Here is a 14,175-nt window from a genome sequence, read left to right as displayed (position 1 = left end):
GATCTGTTGTCGTTGTGCGTTGCCGCACCGTCGTATCGGTTCGTCGTTGTCTCTCAGAAATCCTGGCCGTGCTTTTCGGCCGTCTTGTCATCGTCCGCCATCCGGTATCGGACCAGCATCTGGCTACGTGACAGGAATGACCTGCTCGCCGGGCCCGCGAGCAGCGCAGCATGTATCACATTTGACCGGGTCAGTGCCAAATCCAATTCTATCGATTTCAGCGCGCTGATGACGGGAATCGGCGGCCTGGCGCCGCGATTTCCGGCATTTTGACGCGCCAGCATGTCCAATTTGCGGATTCCGTCCGCGGCCCCGTCGCTGGCATGGATCAGGACCTCGACCGTGCCTTCCCGAAGGGCGCTCTCGACCTTGCCGAAGCCAGCCACGACCTGGCCCGCCTTGGCGGCGATCCCAAGGGCTTCCGTCACGCTCCGAACCAGGAGCGTCTCGATGTCGGCGGGAAGCGTCTGGGGGGTGCGCAGGTCGCGCTTGAAGGCCTTGCTAAATTGGTGACGCCGCACGGCTTCCGCAACCACCTGCCGTGAGGCGGTGATCCACATGCCACGTCCGGGCAGCTTGCGCTTGAGATCGGGAACTATGTCGCCTTGGGGCGATAAAACGAAGCGGATCAGCTCGTCGATCGGCCGGACCTCGCGGCTGACCGCGCACATCCGCATGGTCGCGGACTTTTCGGTCCGCGGCCCATGGTCGAGTTCGCTGTCAGTGCTGGCGAGCATCCGGTCGACATCCTCCTTCGCCTTCTAAGTCGCGTGTTCTTTACGCAAAACCGGTCTCCACTTTTGCTGAACACGCCTTAAGCCGGCTGATCTTCGGTCGCCTCGGCTTCTTCGGGCTTGGCAAGATCGGCCTCGGTGATCCAGCCGGCCTTGACGCGGGCCTGCATGATCATGGCTTCGGCATCGTCACGGGAGATGTCGATGCCGTCGAGCGCACCAGCATGCTTGGTCGGCTCGCCGCCTTCCTTGCGCTCGGTCCAGCCGACCAAATCGTCGGTGGCGCAGCCGGCGAGGTCATCGACGGTCTTGATGTCATTCTCGCCGAACTTCACCAGCATTTTCGAGGTCACGCCGGGCACGTCCTTGAGCGCGTCCTCGACGCCGAGTTCCTTGCGCTTGGCCTCGAGCTCGGCTTCCAGCTGCTCGAGATATTCGCGGGCGCGGTTCTGCAGCTCCTGCGCGGTCTCCTCGTCAAAACCCTCGATGCTGGCGAGTTCCTTGACGTCCACCATCGCGAGTTCCTCGACCGAGGTGAAGCCTTCGGACGCCAGCAACTGGCCGACCACTTCGTCGACGTTGAGCGATTCCATGAAGACGCGGGTGGAGTTCTCGAAGTCCGCCTGGCGGCGCTCCGATTCCTCCTGCTCGGTCAGGATGTCGATGTCCCAGCCGGTGAGCTGCGAGGCCAGACGCACGTTCTGGCCGCGGCGGCCGATCGCGAGCGAAAGCTGGTTGTTGGTATCGGGGACGACGACCTCGATGCGCTCGCGATCTTCATCGATGACGACCTTGGAGACTTCCGCCGGCGCCAGCGCGTTGACCACGAAGGTCGCGATGTCGGGCGACCAGGGAATGATGTCGATCTTCTCGCCTTGCAATTCGTTCACCACCGCCTGCACGCGCGAGCCGCGCATGCCGACGCAGGCGCCGACCGGATCGACCGAGGAATCGCGGGAAATCACGCCGATTTTCGCGCGCGAGCCAGGATCGCGGGCGACCGCTTTGATCTCGACGATGCCGTCATAGATCTCCGGCACTTCCTGCGCGAACAGCTTTGCCATGAACTGCGGATGGGTGCGGGAGAGGAAAATCTGCGGGCCTCTCGTCTCGCGGCGGACGTCGAAGATGTAGGCGCGGACACGGTCGCCGTTGCGGAACACTTCGCGCGGCAGCATCTCGTCGCGGCGGATGATGGCTTCACCACGGCCGAGATCGACGATCACGCTGCCATATTCAACGCGCTTGACGACGCCGTTGACGATGTCGCCGATGCGGTCCTTGAATTCCTGATATTGCCGGTCGCGCTCGGCCTCGCGCACTTTCTGCACGATCACCTGCTTGGCCGACTGCGCGGCGATGCGGCCATATTCCAGCGGCGGCAGCGTGTCGGCGATGGTGTCGCCGACCTGGGCACCGGGATTGGCGCGCTGCGCATCCACCAGCGAGATCTGGTTGGAATGGTTTTCCACCTTATCGACCACCAGCATGTGGCGCGACAGCCGCAGCTCGCCCTTCTTCGGGTCGATCTCGGCGTGAACGTCAGTCTCGCTGCCATAACGGGCCCGTGCCGCTTTGGCGATGGCGTCCTCCATCGCGGCGATGACGATGCCGCGGTCGATCGATTTCTCGCGCGCAACGGCGTCCGCGATCTGGAGCAATTCAAGTCGATTGGCGCTGACTGCCATGGCTAGTCTCCTTCGTCAGGCTCGATCCCGCCGCGCCGCGCGCGTTCGGCGGCAAGGCGGTGTTTCTTCGTATTGGTCGGGGCCGGCTTCTTCTTCGGCTTGGTGTTCTTGGTGGTCTTCTCGCTGATCTTGGCGTGCGGCGCCGGCGGCGGCTCGAGGCCAAGATTGCGGCGCATCTCGCGCGCCTCGGCCTTGCCGCGACGCATCGATTCCGCGATCAGCTCGTCGGTCAGCACCAGCCGTGCCTCGCCGATATCCTCCATGGTCAGGAGAACGTCGGGATCATCACCCGCCTTGACGTCGTCGCGATGCAGATGCACGCGATCGCCTTCGACAGCACCGAGCGTGCCGCGGAACCGCTTCCGGCCCTCATGGGCCACCGCCATCTCGATCTTCACCAGATGTCCAGCGTACCGCTGGAAATCGGAGCGTCGCACCAGGGGGCGGTCGATCCCCGGCGAGGAGATTTCCAGCCGGTAGGCGCGATCGATGGGGTCGGCGACGTCGAGCACAGGCGACAGCGCCCGCGAGATCGCTTCGCAATCCTCGATCTGCATCGAGCCGTCCGGCCGCTCGGCCATGATTTGCACGGTGCAGCCGGCCTCTCCGGAAATGCGGATCCGTACCAGGCGATAGCCCATGCCCTGAAGCACCGGCGCTGCAACCGCAGACACCCGGGCCGCGACGCCGGGCTCGACCACGAGCCGCGGCTCGGCCAGCAATTCGGCATCCGTGGAACCAGAGTTCGGTTCGATCATAGCAGGGGTCAGGCGCTCGATGGTTAAGGCTCGGTTAATTTCAAAGCCCGCTTCGGAACTCTCCCAACAACGCGTCGGGCCGCATCTTCCGCCAAGCCGCGTTCAGGTAATAAAAAAGAGCGGGTCCTTTCGGGCCCACTCTCACTACGCGGATCGTATGAGAAGATGAATTGGCGCTGATATAGCCTTTTCCACCCTCCCGGACAAGGCCCATTGCAGGAAGGACGAGGCTTTTTGCGACCTTCGGACGGTCCGCCGCGCAACGCTTCCTTCATCAAGCAGGCCTAGATTCCCCGATCGTGGGGCGGCTTGAGCTACGGCGCGCCCACGGCGTGCCAGATCCCGAGTTGCGTTTCATGACCGTTGCCACGTCGCTGATTCCTGGATTGGACGATATCGTCAAACGCGGCGATCCGCGGCGTCGCGGCGAGATCGCGCGGGCCATCTCTGCATTGTTTTTCCGGGATGCCGAAAAACTCGGCCCCGAACTGATCGATCTGTTCGACAATCTCCTGATCGATCTCGTCCCGCATGCCGAGCTCGCCTCGCGCATCGATCTTGCCGAGCGCTTCTCGCGCCTCGGCAACGCGCCGCCGCATCTGGTGAACCAGCTCGCGCGCGAAAACGAGATTATGGTGGCGGGCCCTGTGCTGCGCCGCTCGCCCGTGCTCGACGAGGCCGCCCTGGTCGAGATCGCGCGGTTGAAGGGTCAGAGTCATTTGCTGGCGATGACGGATCGCCCCACCTTGCCGGCTGTCGTTACCGACGTGCTGGTCGAGCGCGGTGATCGCGACGTGGTGCGTCGCGCCGCTGGCAATGCCGGTGCAGTGTTCTCGCCCGGCAGTTATTCCGAGCTGATCAAGCGCGCCGCGCAGGACGGCGTGCTGACGCTCAAGATCGGTCAGCGCAACGATCTCTCGGGCGAGCACCTGAAGGAGCTTCTCGACGGTACGCTCGACGTCATCCGCCGTCGCCTCTCCAGCGTGGTCAATCCCGCGCGCCAGATCGAGATCAAGCGCGCGATGGCGGCCATCGAGGAGGCGGCGCTGCCGCCGGGGCCGCGCCGCGACTTCTCGGCGGCACAGCGCACGGTGCTGGCCCTGCATCGTGATGGCCATCTCGGCGAGAGCGCGCTGCTCGGTTTCGCCAAGGCGCACAAATACGAGGAATCGATCGCCTCGCTCTCGGCGATGTCCGGTGTCCGCCTTTCGATGCTCGACCGCCTGATCGCCGGTGATCGCTACGATCCGATTTTGATCCTGGGGCGCGTGCTCAATCTCGGCTGGCCCACGGTGCGCGCGCTCATCCTGCTCTGGTACGGGCCGCACCGCACCCCGGCCGATGCCGACATCGAGACCGCGCGCATGAATTTCACGCGCCTGATGCCGACGACCGCCGAACGCGTCGTGAATTTCTGGCGCAACCGGCAGACGATCTGAAATCAAGGCATCCAGCTTTGCCGTCATGGCCGGCTTGTCCCGGCCATCCACGTTCTTCGCGACCGAAGAAAGGAAGTCCGTGGATGCCCGGGACACGCCCGGGCATGACGACTGCGGACAAGCCGCGCGAAGTATCTACACTCGCTGAAACCGCAGATAGGCCGCCTTGCGCCCTTCGCGCGCGGCTTTCCGGCCGTAGCGCGTCATGGTGTAGCCCGCCCAGGGCTGCCGGAAATCGTCGGCGCGTTCCGCAAGCCATTTGAAGTCCGAAGAGCGCGCAAGATGCGACAACGTCCAGGCGCAGTAATCGTCGATGTCGCAGACGAAGCGGAATTCGCCGCCAGGCTTCAGCACGCGCGCCATTGCGGCAATGGTCCTGTCCTGCACGAAGCGCCGCTTCCAGTGCCGCCGTTTCGGCCAGGGATCGGGATGGATCAGGTCGATCCGCGACAATGAGGCTTGCGGAAGCCAAGCCAAGAGCTCGGCTGCATCGCCCGCGAACAGGCGGATGTTGCCGATATTGGTCGCCTCGATCTGCGCGAGGATTTTTGCCATGCCGTTGACATAGGGCTCGCAGCCGATGAAGCCGGTGGTGGGAAAGTTTTGCGCCTCGGCCGCGAGATGCTCGCCGCCGCCGAAGCCGATCTCGAGCCGCACCTCGCTCGCCGCGGGGTCGAAGATCTCGCCGGCATTCGCCGGCGCTTCGCTCGCGATGTCGAGCGCAAGATGCGGCAGCAGATGATCAATCAGCCCGGCCTGGTGCTGCCTGAGCTTGTGGCCCTTGCGGCGCCCGAAGAAGGCGCGCTCGCTGTCATCGCGCTCGGAAACTGATTTGCGTTCGCTCATCGCAGCGTCTGATACAGGCGATGGAGCAGCCGCGCGCGCGGCGCGAGCGACGAGATATAGAGCTGCTCATAATGGGTGTGCGCGCCCTTGCCGTCGACGCCGAGCCCGTCGAGCGTCGCAGTGTGCGCGGCGGTGAAATTGCCGTCCGAGCCGCCGCCGGTGTGGGTGTCGATCAGCTCGAAGCCGATCTCGGCGGCGAGGGTCTTCGCATGCTCGTAGAGTGCGGCGCCTGCATTGCTCTTCTCGTAAGGCGGACGATTGAGTTCGCCGGTGATCTCAACGGTGACGCCGTCGGTCTTCGACGTGAGCGCGAGGATCTTGCCGACGAACTCGTCCGCGTCGTTGAGGCTCAGCACGCGCAGATCGACTTCGGCATAGGCCTCTTCCGGCGTCACATTGGGGCGCGTGCCGCCGCGCACCACGCCGACATTGACGGTGACGCCGCGCTTCAGGTCGTTCATTCCCTCCAGCGCCAGGATCACGTTGGCGAGCTCGCGGACGGCACTTCGGCCGTCCCCTGGACGCGTGCCGGCATGTGCGGGGACGCCCTTGATGAAGACTCGGAAGCGTCCGACGCCCTTGCGCCCCGTGACGATCCTGCCGCCGTCGCGCGCCGGCTCCGTCACCAGCACGTATTTGGCCTTGCGCCCTTCCTGCTCGATCAGCGCACGCGAGGTCGGGCTGCCGATCTCCTCGTCGGAGGTGAACATGTGGGTGATGCCGAGCGGCGAACGATCGCCGGCGGCGCAGAGCGCACCAAAGGCGTGATGGGCGATGTAGGCGCCGCCTTTCATGTCGTAGATGCCCGGACCGAACGCACTGTCGCCTTCGACCTTGAACGGCAGGCGCTCGATGAAGCCCATGGGATGAACGGTATCGAGGTGGCTCAGCACCAGGATGCCCGGCTCGTGCTGGCCCCAGGTCGAACGCGCCACGAGATGGTCGCCGCAGCCGCCGACGCCGGCGACGCGCTCGAGCGTCACGGGCAGATCGCGGTATTGCTCCGCGACCACGGAGATCAGCTTGTTGACCTGTTCAGGTGCTTCCGTCGGCGTCTCGATCTCAACCCAGCGCCGGATGCCATCGAGAATGGTTTGGGAATCGAACCAATTGGAGCTGGCCATGAACGCATCTATGCCTTTGAATCGCATCATCGGAAAGGACGCGCATCGAGGGCGCGGTCGCAAATGACGACATAGGCCAGATTTGGCGCAGTCTCAAATCGCCATTGCGAAGACGCGTCAGCGCTTGTCGGGGCCTTCGCGGGCGGCGATCTGCTCGACGAGATCGACGATGGAGCGGCGCATCTTGGAATCGGTGATTCGGGTGAACGCCTTGGTCAAGGCGAGTCCCTCCGATGTCGCGAGGAAATCCGAGACGTAAGAGGGCGAGGCGCCTTCGCTGAAGCCTTCCGGGCCCGGCACACCGCTCGGCCCGCCCTCGAACAGGAACGACACCGGCACCTGGAGAATCTCGGCGATCTGCTGGATGCGGCTCGCGCCGACCCGGTTGGTGCCCTTCTCGTATTTCTGGATCTGCTGGAAAGTCAGGCCCAAAGCTTCACCGAGCTTTTCCTGGCTCATGCCCAACATGATGCGGCGCATACGCACGCGACTGCCGACATATTTGTCAACAGGGTTGGGCGCTTTCGACATTTCCTCAGCCCTCCAAACATCACCCTCGGCGCAATCATCAAGCGTGCCTCGGGTGTCAGCACCGTCAAATCAGACCCTCTTATTGGGAAACATTGCGGAGAAATTTAGCAACGCACCGCTGTCTTTTGCAGCTGGTGCAGAATGGGGAGCCCGCGTGCAGTCTGTCAACCGTGGGACTACGGTTGTCAAAGGATTCCGGCTGCGAGGCGATCAGAGGTGCCGTTTGGCGACACGTCGGCGGACCGCCACAATCACGGCGAGCGCGACGAGCATGGCTGCGGGCACGTCGCCCACCCGCGCATAGATCGTCGGCGGGATCGCGGCGGGCAGACCTGCATCCAAAATGCCCTCGATTCCGAGGCCGAGACTGGCGATGGTGCGCCCCACCGGATCGATCACTGCGGAGATGCCTGTATTGGCGGAGCGGACCAGCGGCAAGCCGAGCTCGATCGCGCGCATCCGCGCCTGCTCCAGATGCTGATAGGGACCGGTCGAGATGCCGAACCAGCCGTCATTGGTGAGGTTCACGATCCAGCCCGGACGTTCGCTGCGTCCGCCCACCTCGCCGGGAAAGATGGCTTCGTAACAGATCAGCGGCAGCGCGGGCGGCGCGCTGGCGACCGGCAGCGCATGGCGCACGGTGCCGGGAATGAAGCCGCCGCGCACGCGCGTCAGCTGCTCGAAACCGAGCTTCTCCATCAGCCCCTGGTAGGGAAGAAATTCGCCGAACGGCACCAAATGCAGCTTGTCGTACACAGCGAGCACGCTGCCGTCGTGATCGATCACGTAGATCGAGTTATAGGCACGCGTGATCGGCGTGCCCCGCGGCAGGTCGGGCGCGCGGACCGAACCCGTGATCAGCACCGTGCCCTTCGGCAGAAGGTCGGCGATCTCAGCCATCGCGTCGGCTTCGCGAGTCAGGAAGAACGGGAAGGCGGATTCCGGCCAGATCAGGATGGTGGCATCGCGCACGCCGGTCGATTGCGGGCCGGAGGCGCGGTCGGACAGCGCCAAATATTTCTTCATCACCTCCGCCTTGGCGGCGTAGTTGAATTTCGCGTCCTGCTGGAGGTTCGGCTGCATCAGGCGCAGCTTGGCGCCCGCGACCATCGTGGTCGGATGCAGCGACAGGCGGATCGCGCCGAAGATGCCCATGACGATCAGAAGCGCAATTGCGGCGGCCGGCGCGCGCCATTGCAGGCGGCGATCGGGCGCGCGATCGAATAGCGTCGCGGGGCTCGCGAAGATCGCGACCGTCAGGAACGTCATGCCCCACAGGCCGATCAGCGATGCCGTCTGCGCCAGCGGCAGCGGCTCGGACAGCGCGTAGCCGAACGCGTTCCAGGGAAAGCCGGTCAGCGCGTGGCCGCGCAGCCATTCGCTGATGGTGAGGCTTGCTGCGAGCGCCAGCACGCGCGTGGCGTTCTTGGTCCAGAGCAGGCGCGCCAGCGCAAAGCCGATTGCCATGAAGATCGAGAGATAGGCCGGCAAGCCCAGCACGGCGAACGGTGTCAGCCAGGCGAACACGTCGGCCTCGACGAAGAAGGCGTAGCCGATCCAGTAGAGGCCGGGCACGAAATAGCCGAGCCCGAACCAGTAGCCGGTCAGCGCCGCGGCAGGCACGCCGCCATATCGTCCGCCGCCGGCGCCGTCGATCAGCCAGACCAGCACCGGGAAGGTGACGAACAGCACCGGGAAGAGATTGAACGGCGCCAGCGCCAGCACCGACAGCGCCCCGGCCGCCATGGCGATGACGGCGCGCTTCCATCCCCAGCTGAGGATAATGGCAAGCGCAATCTGCCGAAGTCGCTGGAGCGGGCTCACTGCGGACCGGCCCCGTCGCTCGGCGGCGGGGTCGGCGTGTCACTGGCCGGCGGTTGACCGCTCTCGGGCGCAGCTTCGCGGCGGCGGCTCTCGCGCTGGGTGCGAGGCGCGGGACGCTCCTTCCGCGTGGAGATGCGCAGCCGCTTGACGCGACGCGGATCAGCGTCGAGCACCTCGACCTCGTAAGTGCCGGGGCCCGAGATCACCTCGCCGCGCACCGGCAGGCGCCCGACGAAGCTGACGAGATAGCCGCCCAGCGTCTCCACCTCCTCGCCGGCCTCGCCGGTGACGAAATCCTCGCCGATCACCGAGCGGACGTCGTCGAGGCTGGCACGGGCGTCGGCGATGAAGGCGTTGTCGGGCAGGCGCACGATCGAGGGCGGCTCGTCGCTGTCGTGCTCGTCGTCGATCTCGCCGACGATCTGCTCGACGATGTCCTCGAGCGAGACCAGCCCGTCGCTGCCGCCATATTCGTCGACAACCAGCGCGAGGTGGATGCGCGTGGCCTGCATCTGCGCGAGCAGGTCGATCGCCCGCATCGACGGCGGCACGTAGAGCAGCTTGCGGATGATGCGCGCCTCGTGAAGCGGCAGCGCGAGATCGACGGCGCGCAAATCGAGCCCGGCCGGCAGTGGCTTCTTGCGCTTGGTCTTGGTGGCCTCCGACACGCGCGCACGCGCGGTCATGAAGGCGAGCAGGTCGCGGATGTGGACGATGCCGACGGGATCGTCCAGCGTCTCGTTGTAGACGACGAGACGCGAGTGGCCGGCGCTCTCGAAGCGGTCCATCAATTCGCCGAGTGGGATGTCGCGCTTCACCGCGACGATGTCGGCGCGATGGACCATGACGTCGGCGATGCGGCGCTCGTGCAGGCCGAGGATGTTGCGCAGCATGGTGCGCTCGACCGCAGAGAAACCGGTGTCGTCAGGCGTCGACGCGTCGAGCACGACCTGGAGGTCGTCGCGCACCGATCCCGCCTTCCAGCCGAACAGCGTCCGGATGGCGCGCAAGAGCCAGCCTTCCGCGGTCGGGCGCATCACCTCGCCTTGGGTCACGACAGCGGGCAGATTGCGCGTGTTGCGCGGGTTGTCCTGGATTGGATCGGAATCCGGCATCTCAATTCGTCCCCGGGCGGTCCGCATAGGGATCGGGAATGCCGAGATGCGCCAGGATCTGCGTCTCCAGCGCTTCCATCTCCTCGGCGTCGTCGTCGTTCTCGTGGTCGTAGCCGATCAGATGCAGGAAACCGTGCACGGCGAGATGACTCAAATGATGATCAAACGGCTTGTGTTCCTCGTCCGCCTCGCGCCGCATGGTCTCGTAGGCGATCGCGATGTCGCCGAGCATGCGCGGCGCATCGCCCGGCTTCCACTCGCCCTCGGGCTGGAGCGCGGGGAACGACAGCACATTGGTCGGCTTGTCGATGCCGCGCCAGTTGCCGTTGAGAGTGCGGATGCCGGCGTCATCGGTCAGCATCACAGCCACTTCGGCGTCGGCGACGTCTTCGTCGACATTCTCGGCGGCGGCCGCAACCGCGCGCTGGATCACGGTTTCGGAATCGGGCTCGCGCTGCCAGCAATTGGCGACGACGAGGACCTCGGTGATGGGTAGGTTGGAATGGGACATTGTGCTGTCTGGGACGAAAAGGCGCGCTGTCCGCGCCCGCTTGGTCCGGCTGTTGCCTCGTCAGGATTGACCGGTGGCCGGCCGCTGCGGCGATCCTTCGTAAGCGGCGACGATCCGCGCCACGAGCTCGTGGCGGATCACGTCCTCGGCTTTGAAATGCACTTGCGCAATCCCCTCGACGCCGTTCAGGAGCCGGGTTGCTTCCGCCAGACCCGAGGTCTGGCCGTTCGGCAGGTCGATCTGCGAGGGATCGCCTGTGACGATCATGCGGCTGTTCTCGCCGAGGCGGGTCAGGAACATCTTCATCTGCATCGACGTGGTGTTCTGCGCCTCGTCCAGGATGATGGCGGCGTTGGTGAGCGTGCGGCCGCGCATGAAGGCGAGCGGCGCGATCTCGATCTCGCCGGTCTGGAGCGCCCGCTCGACGATGCGCGCGTCCATGAGATCGTAGAGCGCGTCGTAGATCGGGCGGAGATACGGATCGACCTTCTCGCGGAGATCGCCCGGCAAAAAGCCGAGCCGCTCGCCGGCTTCCACCGCCGGACGGGATAGGATGATCTTGTCGACCTCCTTGCGCTCGAACAGCTGCGCGGCATACGCGACCGCGAGCCAGGTCTTGCCGGTGCCGGCGGGGCCGATGCCGAACACCAGCTCGTGGCGCTTCAGCGCGCGGATGTAGGAATCTTGCGCGGCCGTGCGCGCGCGTACCGGGCGCTTGCGCAAATTGATGCTGTCGAAGGTCGATTTGGCCGATTTGGCGTCGAACTCGAACAGCGAGCCCTGGGCGATCACGGCGCGGATCGCGCCCTCGACCTCACCCTGGTCGAGATCCTGTCCCTTCACGGCTTGCGCGTAGAGCATCTCCAGCACGCGGCGTGCGGCGTCGCAGCCGTCGCGCGTGCCGCCGATGGTGATGTGGTTACCCTTGGAGTCGACGATCACGCCGAGCCGCCGCTCGATCTGCGCGAGATGCTGGCCGTACGGGCCGACCAGCGCGGAAGCGGCACGGTTGTCGTCGAAATCGATGACGACTTGGGTCTCGGGCGGTACTTGCATGTCGCGGTCAAATTTGCGGCTGGGAGCGAACGAAGACGAATCCGATGCGCTTTTTGGCAAGGGTTCAGGCTCCAGTGGCTTGCGATAAAGCGGGCTCGCGCGCGTTGCGCGGCGTCACGAGCTCGCCGAGAAAGCTGTAGCGCTCGAGGCTGTCGATCCGGACCGGCAGGATTTGTCCGATGATGTCGGGCGAGGCCATCACATGCGCGGGCTGGAGGTAAGCGGTGCGGCCGACGATCTGGCCTTCCTTGCGAGCCGGACGCTCGAACAGCACGTCGATCGTTGAGCCAATCGCAGCCTTGTTGAAGGCCGATTGTTGGCTGTCGATCAGTTCCTGGAGCCGCTCCAATCGCTGGTCCATCTCGGCGGGGGACACCGTCTCCTGCATGTCCGCGGCCGGCGTTCCCGGCCGGGCGGAATATTTGAACGAATAAGCCGCAGCGTAGCCGATTTGCGTGACAAGCGCGAGGGTGGCGAGAAAATCTTGCTCGCTCTCGCCGGGGAAGCCGACGATAAAATCCGATGAAAAAGCAATGTCTTGGCGTGCGGTGCGAAAACGGTCGATGACCCGCCGGTAATCATCGGCGGTATGTTTCCGGTTCATGGCGGCGAGAATCTGGTCCGAGCCCGACTGCACCGGCAGGTGCACGAACGGCATCAGGGCATCGAGGTCGCGATGGGCCGCAATCAGGCTGTCATCGACATCGCGGGGGTGACTGGTCGAATAGCGCAGCCGCGCGATGCCCGGGATTTGCGCCAGATGCTCGAGCAACCGGCCGAGCGGCCAGCTTTTTCCGTCCGGCCCCTCGCCGTGATAGGCGTTGACGTTCTGGCCGATCAGCGTGAGCTCGCGCACGCCGTTCTCAGTGAGCCGCTTCACGTCGTCGACGATCTTCGCCACCGGACGCGACACCTCGGCGCCGCGCGTGTACGGCACGACGCAGAAGGTGCAGAACTTGTCGCAGCCTTCCTGCACCGTGACGAAAGCGGAAATGCCGCGGGCGCGAATCGCATCGGGCTTCGGCTGGGCCAGGAAGCCGAACTTGTCTTGCGCAGGGAATTCGGTCTCGATCGCGCGGCCCTCGTCGCCAGCGCGCTTCAACAGCCCGGGCAGATGATGGTAGCTCTGCGGTCCCACCACGACATCGACGACAGGCGCGCGGCGCACGATCTCCTCGCCCTCGGCCTGTGCCACGCAGCCCGCGACCGCGATCTGCATCGCGCGGCCCGCGCGCGCGGCCTCGTCCTTGGCAACGCGCAGGCGGCCCAACTCGGAATAGACCTTTTCCGAGGCCTTCTCGCGGATATGGCAGGTGTTGAGGATGACGAGGTCGGCGTCCTCAGCGCTGGCCGTCTCCACGAATCCTTCCGGAGCCAGCGTGTCCACCATGCGCTGGGCATCGTAGACGTTCATCTGGCAGCCATATGATTTGATGTGCAGCTTGCGCGGCGGCGTCATGGAACCCGAAAATGGAGCTGGAGGACGGCCCTGAGATATAGGCTGGAGGCGCGAAAATCCAGCGAATGGGACCATTTGGCTCGTCATTCCGGGGCGCGACACGATCGCGAACCCGGAATCCAGAGGTTCTGGCGCGAGATTCCGGGGTCATCCGCGTCGGGGCGTGTCCCGGAATGACGGTGAGAGGGCGAAATCAGCCCGCCAGGCGTCCGCCTCGACCCGCCGGACCAGCTCCGGCAGCTGATGCATGTCGGCAAAGAGCAGGTCGGCGCCGGCCAGGCGCAGGGTTTCGGCATAGCCATCGCGGCAATGGCTGCCCCCGTAAAAGCCGAACACGGGCATCCCGGCCGCTCGCGCGCCGGCAATGCCGGCCAGGCTGTCCTCGATCACGACGCAGCGCTCGGGCGGCACGCCCATTTCGTTGGCCGCGAACAGGAACAGCTCCGGCGCCGGCTTGCCGTTTTTCACCTGCGAGGCCGAGAAGATATTTGGCGCGAGGCGCTCGTAGAGGCCCGTGCTCCCCAAGCTCACGCGCATGCGCTGATGCGAGCCGCTCGAGGCGACGCAGACGCGTTGGGTGACGACATCGAGCACATCATGGATGCCGCGGATCGCTTCGAGGTCGGCCTCGAACGAGCGGAACAGCTCGTCCTGCAGATCGCCGTGATAGGCCTCGGGCAGCTTGCGGCCGAGCTCGGTCTCGATCTCGAGATTCGCCTGCCGCGTCGAGCGGCCGAGGAAGCGCGCGAACACCTGATCCGACGTGATCGGATAGCCGTGCCTCGTCAGCACATCGGCATGCGCGCGACAGGAGATCACCTCGCTGTCCACGAGCACGCCGTCGCAGTCGAAGATGATGAGGTCGATGGGCATTCAGCGCCTGACTTGGTGGAGGCACTCTGGTGCCGCGCGGGTGGTGCTACCTCTCCCATTGGGAGAGGTCGGCGCGAAGCGCCGAGTGAGGGGTTGTGGACTCTCGTGGGACCTGAGCCCCCTCACCCGATTTGCGCTGGACGATGCTACGCATCGCCAGGAGCAAATCGACCTCTCCGGGGAGAGGTGAAGTGAGCTCGCGGAGAGATCTGCTCAA

Annotated in this window: 13 protein-coding genes; 1 reads left to right on the top strand and 12 read right to left on the bottom strand. The window is 65.1% G+C overall.

Translation table 11 applies throughout. The features are described 5' to 3' along the window. Positions 1-53: 53 nt before the first annotated feature. From ACNJX8_RS00205 to rimP, 3 genes are all read right to left on the bottom strand, one after another. Complete coding sequence (locus tag ACNJX8_RS00205) at positions 54-737, bottom strand: RNA-binding protein (protein ID WP_439359208.1); 684 nt, start codon at positions 735-737, stop codon at positions 54-56. Between the two features lie 77 nt (positions 738-814). Continuing rightward, positions 815-2,422: a transcription termination factor NusA gene (gene nusA, locus ACNJX8_RS00200; RefSeq protein WP_128930390.1), complete on the bottom strand. Its 1,608-nt coding sequence runs from the start codon at positions 2,420-2,422 to the stop codon at positions 815-817. 2 nt (positions 2,423-2,424) lie between these two features. Continuing rightward, a complete protein-coding gene (rimP, locus tag ACNJX8_RS00195; protein WP_439359207.1) occupies positions 2,425-3,180 on the bottom strand; it encodes a ribosome maturation factor RimP in 756 nt (251 codons plus the stop codon). A gap of 356 nt (positions 3,181-3,536) precedes the next feature. Between rimP and ACNJX8_RS00190 the strand changes: the two genes are divergently transcribed. Next, positions 3,537-4,619, top strand: a complete 1,083-nt coding sequence (locus ACNJX8_RS00190; RefSeq protein ID WP_439359206.1) for a DUF2336 domain-containing protein — start codon at positions 3,537-3,539, stop codon at positions 4,617-4,619. A gap of 135 nt (positions 4,620-4,754) precedes the next feature. On the opposite strand, the gene trmB is transcribed toward ACNJX8_RS00190, so the two are convergent. The 9 genes from trmB to ACNJX8_RS00145 all read right to left on the bottom strand — a co-directional run bounded on the left by trmB (position 4,755) and on the right by ACNJX8_RS00145 (position 13,958). Continuing rightward, positions 4,755-5,465 carry a tRNA (guanosine(46)-N7)-methyltransferase TrmB gene (gene trmB / locus ACNJX8_RS00185; RefSeq protein ID WP_439359205.1) on the bottom strand — a complete coding sequence of 237 codons (711 nt, stop codon included), beginning with the start codon at positions 5,463-5,465 and terminating at the stop codon, positions 4,755-4,757. Next, positions 5,462-6,619 (bottom strand): M20 family metallopeptidase, encoded by a 1,158-nt coding sequence (locus ACNJX8_RS00180; protein WP_439359204.1) that lies wholly within the window; start codon positions 6,617-6,619, stop codon positions 5,462-5,464. Before ACNJX8_RS00180 ends, trmB begins: the two co-directional genes overlap by 4 nt. An 87-nt stretch (positions 6,620-6,706) precedes the next feature. After that, on the bottom strand, positions 6,707-7,120 hold the full coding sequence (locus ACNJX8_RS00175; RefSeq protein WP_024338547.1) for a helix-turn-helix domain-containing protein: 414 nt from the start codon (positions 7,118-7,120) through the stop codon (positions 6,707-6,709). Positions 7,121-7,330: 210 nt separating this feature from the next. After that, entirely contained in the window at positions 7,331-8,944 is a 1,614-nt protein-coding gene (gene lnt / locus ACNJX8_RS00170; protein ID WP_439359203.1) for an apolipoprotein N-acyltransferase, read from the bottom strand. Beyond that, positions 8,941-10,059: a hemolysin family protein gene (locus tag ACNJX8_RS00165; protein WP_164934831.1), complete on the bottom strand. Its 1,119-nt coding sequence runs from the start codon at positions 10,057-10,059 to the stop codon at positions 8,941-8,943. Before ACNJX8_RS00165 ends, lnt begins: the two co-directional genes overlap by 4 nt. 1 nt (position 10,060) lies before the next feature. Further along, positions 10,061-10,570 (bottom strand): rRNA maturation RNase YbeY, encoded by a 510-nt coding sequence (gene ybeY / locus ACNJX8_RS00160; protein ID WP_439359202.1) that lies wholly within the window; start codon positions 10,568-10,570, stop codon positions 10,061-10,063. A gap of 60 nt (positions 10,571-10,630) precedes the next feature. Then, the gene (locus ACNJX8_RS00155; RefSeq protein ID WP_091882190.1) at positions 10,631-11,626 is read right to left on the bottom strand and encodes a PhoH family protein; all 996 of its coding nucleotides are present in this window, start codon (positions 11,624-11,626) and stop codon (positions 10,631-10,633) included. Between the two features lie 64 nt (positions 11,627-11,690). Further along, positions 11,691-13,085 carry a tRNA (N6-isopentenyl adenosine(37)-C2)-methylthiotransferase MiaB gene (gene miaB, locus ACNJX8_RS00150; protein WP_439359201.1) on the bottom strand — a complete coding sequence of 465 codons (1,395 nt, stop codon included), beginning with the start codon at positions 13,083-13,085 and terminating at the stop codon, positions 11,691-11,693. Between the two features lie 147 nt (positions 13,086-13,232). Next, complete coding sequence (locus ACNJX8_RS00145; RefSeq protein WP_439359200.1) at positions 13,233-13,958, bottom strand: HAD family hydrolase; 726 nt, start codon at positions 13,956-13,958, stop codon at positions 13,233-13,235. Positions 13,959-14,175: the final 217 nt, after the last annotated feature.

This window comes from Bradyrhizobium sp. SPXBL-04, from assembly GCF_051853035.1.
Taxonomy (GTDB): domain Bacteria; phylum Pseudomonadota; class Alphaproteobacteria; order Rhizobiales; family Xanthobacteraceae; genus Bradyrhizobium; species Bradyrhizobium zhanjiangense.
Note: the sequence above shows the minus strand (reverse complement) of the source record. Positions and strands in the feature narration are given on the sequence as shown.

Excerpts from the sequence above, each read along its gene's own strand:
- ACNJX8_RS00205 (WP_439359208.1), bottom strand. The coding sequence starts at position 737 with ATGCTCGCCAGCACTGACAGCGAACTCGACCATGGGCCGCGGACCGAA.
- nusA (WP_128930390.1), bottom strand. The coding sequence starts at position 2,422 with ATGGCAGTCAGCGCCAATCGACTTGAATTGCTCCAGATCGCGGACGCC.
- rimP (WP_439359207.1), bottom strand. The coding sequence starts at position 3,180 with ATGATCGAACCGAACTCTGGTTCCACGGATGCCGAATTGCTGGCCGAG.
- ACNJX8_RS00190 (WP_439359206.1), top strand. The coding sequence starts at position 3,537 with ATGACCGTTGCCACGTCGCTGATTCCTGGATTGGACGATATCGTCAAA.
- trmB (WP_439359205.1), bottom strand. The coding sequence starts at position 5,465 with ATGAGCGAACGCAAATCAGTTTCCGAGCGCGATGACAGCGAGCGCGCC.
- ACNJX8_RS00180 (WP_439359204.1), bottom strand. The coding sequence starts at position 6,619 with ATGATGCGATTCAAAGGCATAGATGCGTTCATGGCCAGCTCCAATTGG.
- ACNJX8_RS00175 (WP_024338547.1), bottom strand. The coding sequence starts at position 7,120 with ATGTCGAAAGCGCCCAACCCTGTTGACAAATATGTCGGCAGTCGCGTG.
- ACNJX8_RS00165 (WP_164934831.1), bottom strand. The coding sequence starts at position 10,059 with ATGCCGGATTCCGATCCAATCCAGGACAACCCGCGCAACACGCGCAAT.
- ybeY (WP_439359202.1), bottom strand. The coding sequence starts at position 10,570 with ATGTCCCATTCCAACCTACCCATCACCGAGGTCCTCGTCGTCGCCAAT.
- ACNJX8_RS00155 (WP_091882190.1), bottom strand. The coding sequence starts at position 11,626 with ATGCAAGTACCGCCCGAGACCCAAGTCGTCATCGATTTCGACGACAAC.
- miaB (WP_439359201.1), bottom strand. The coding sequence starts at position 13,085 with ATGACGCCGCCGCGCAAGCTGCACATCAAATCATATGGCTGCCAGATG.
- ACNJX8_RS00145 (WP_439359200.1), bottom strand. The coding sequence starts at position 13,958 with ATGCCCATCGACCTCATCATCTTCGACTGCGACGGCGTGCTCGTGGAC.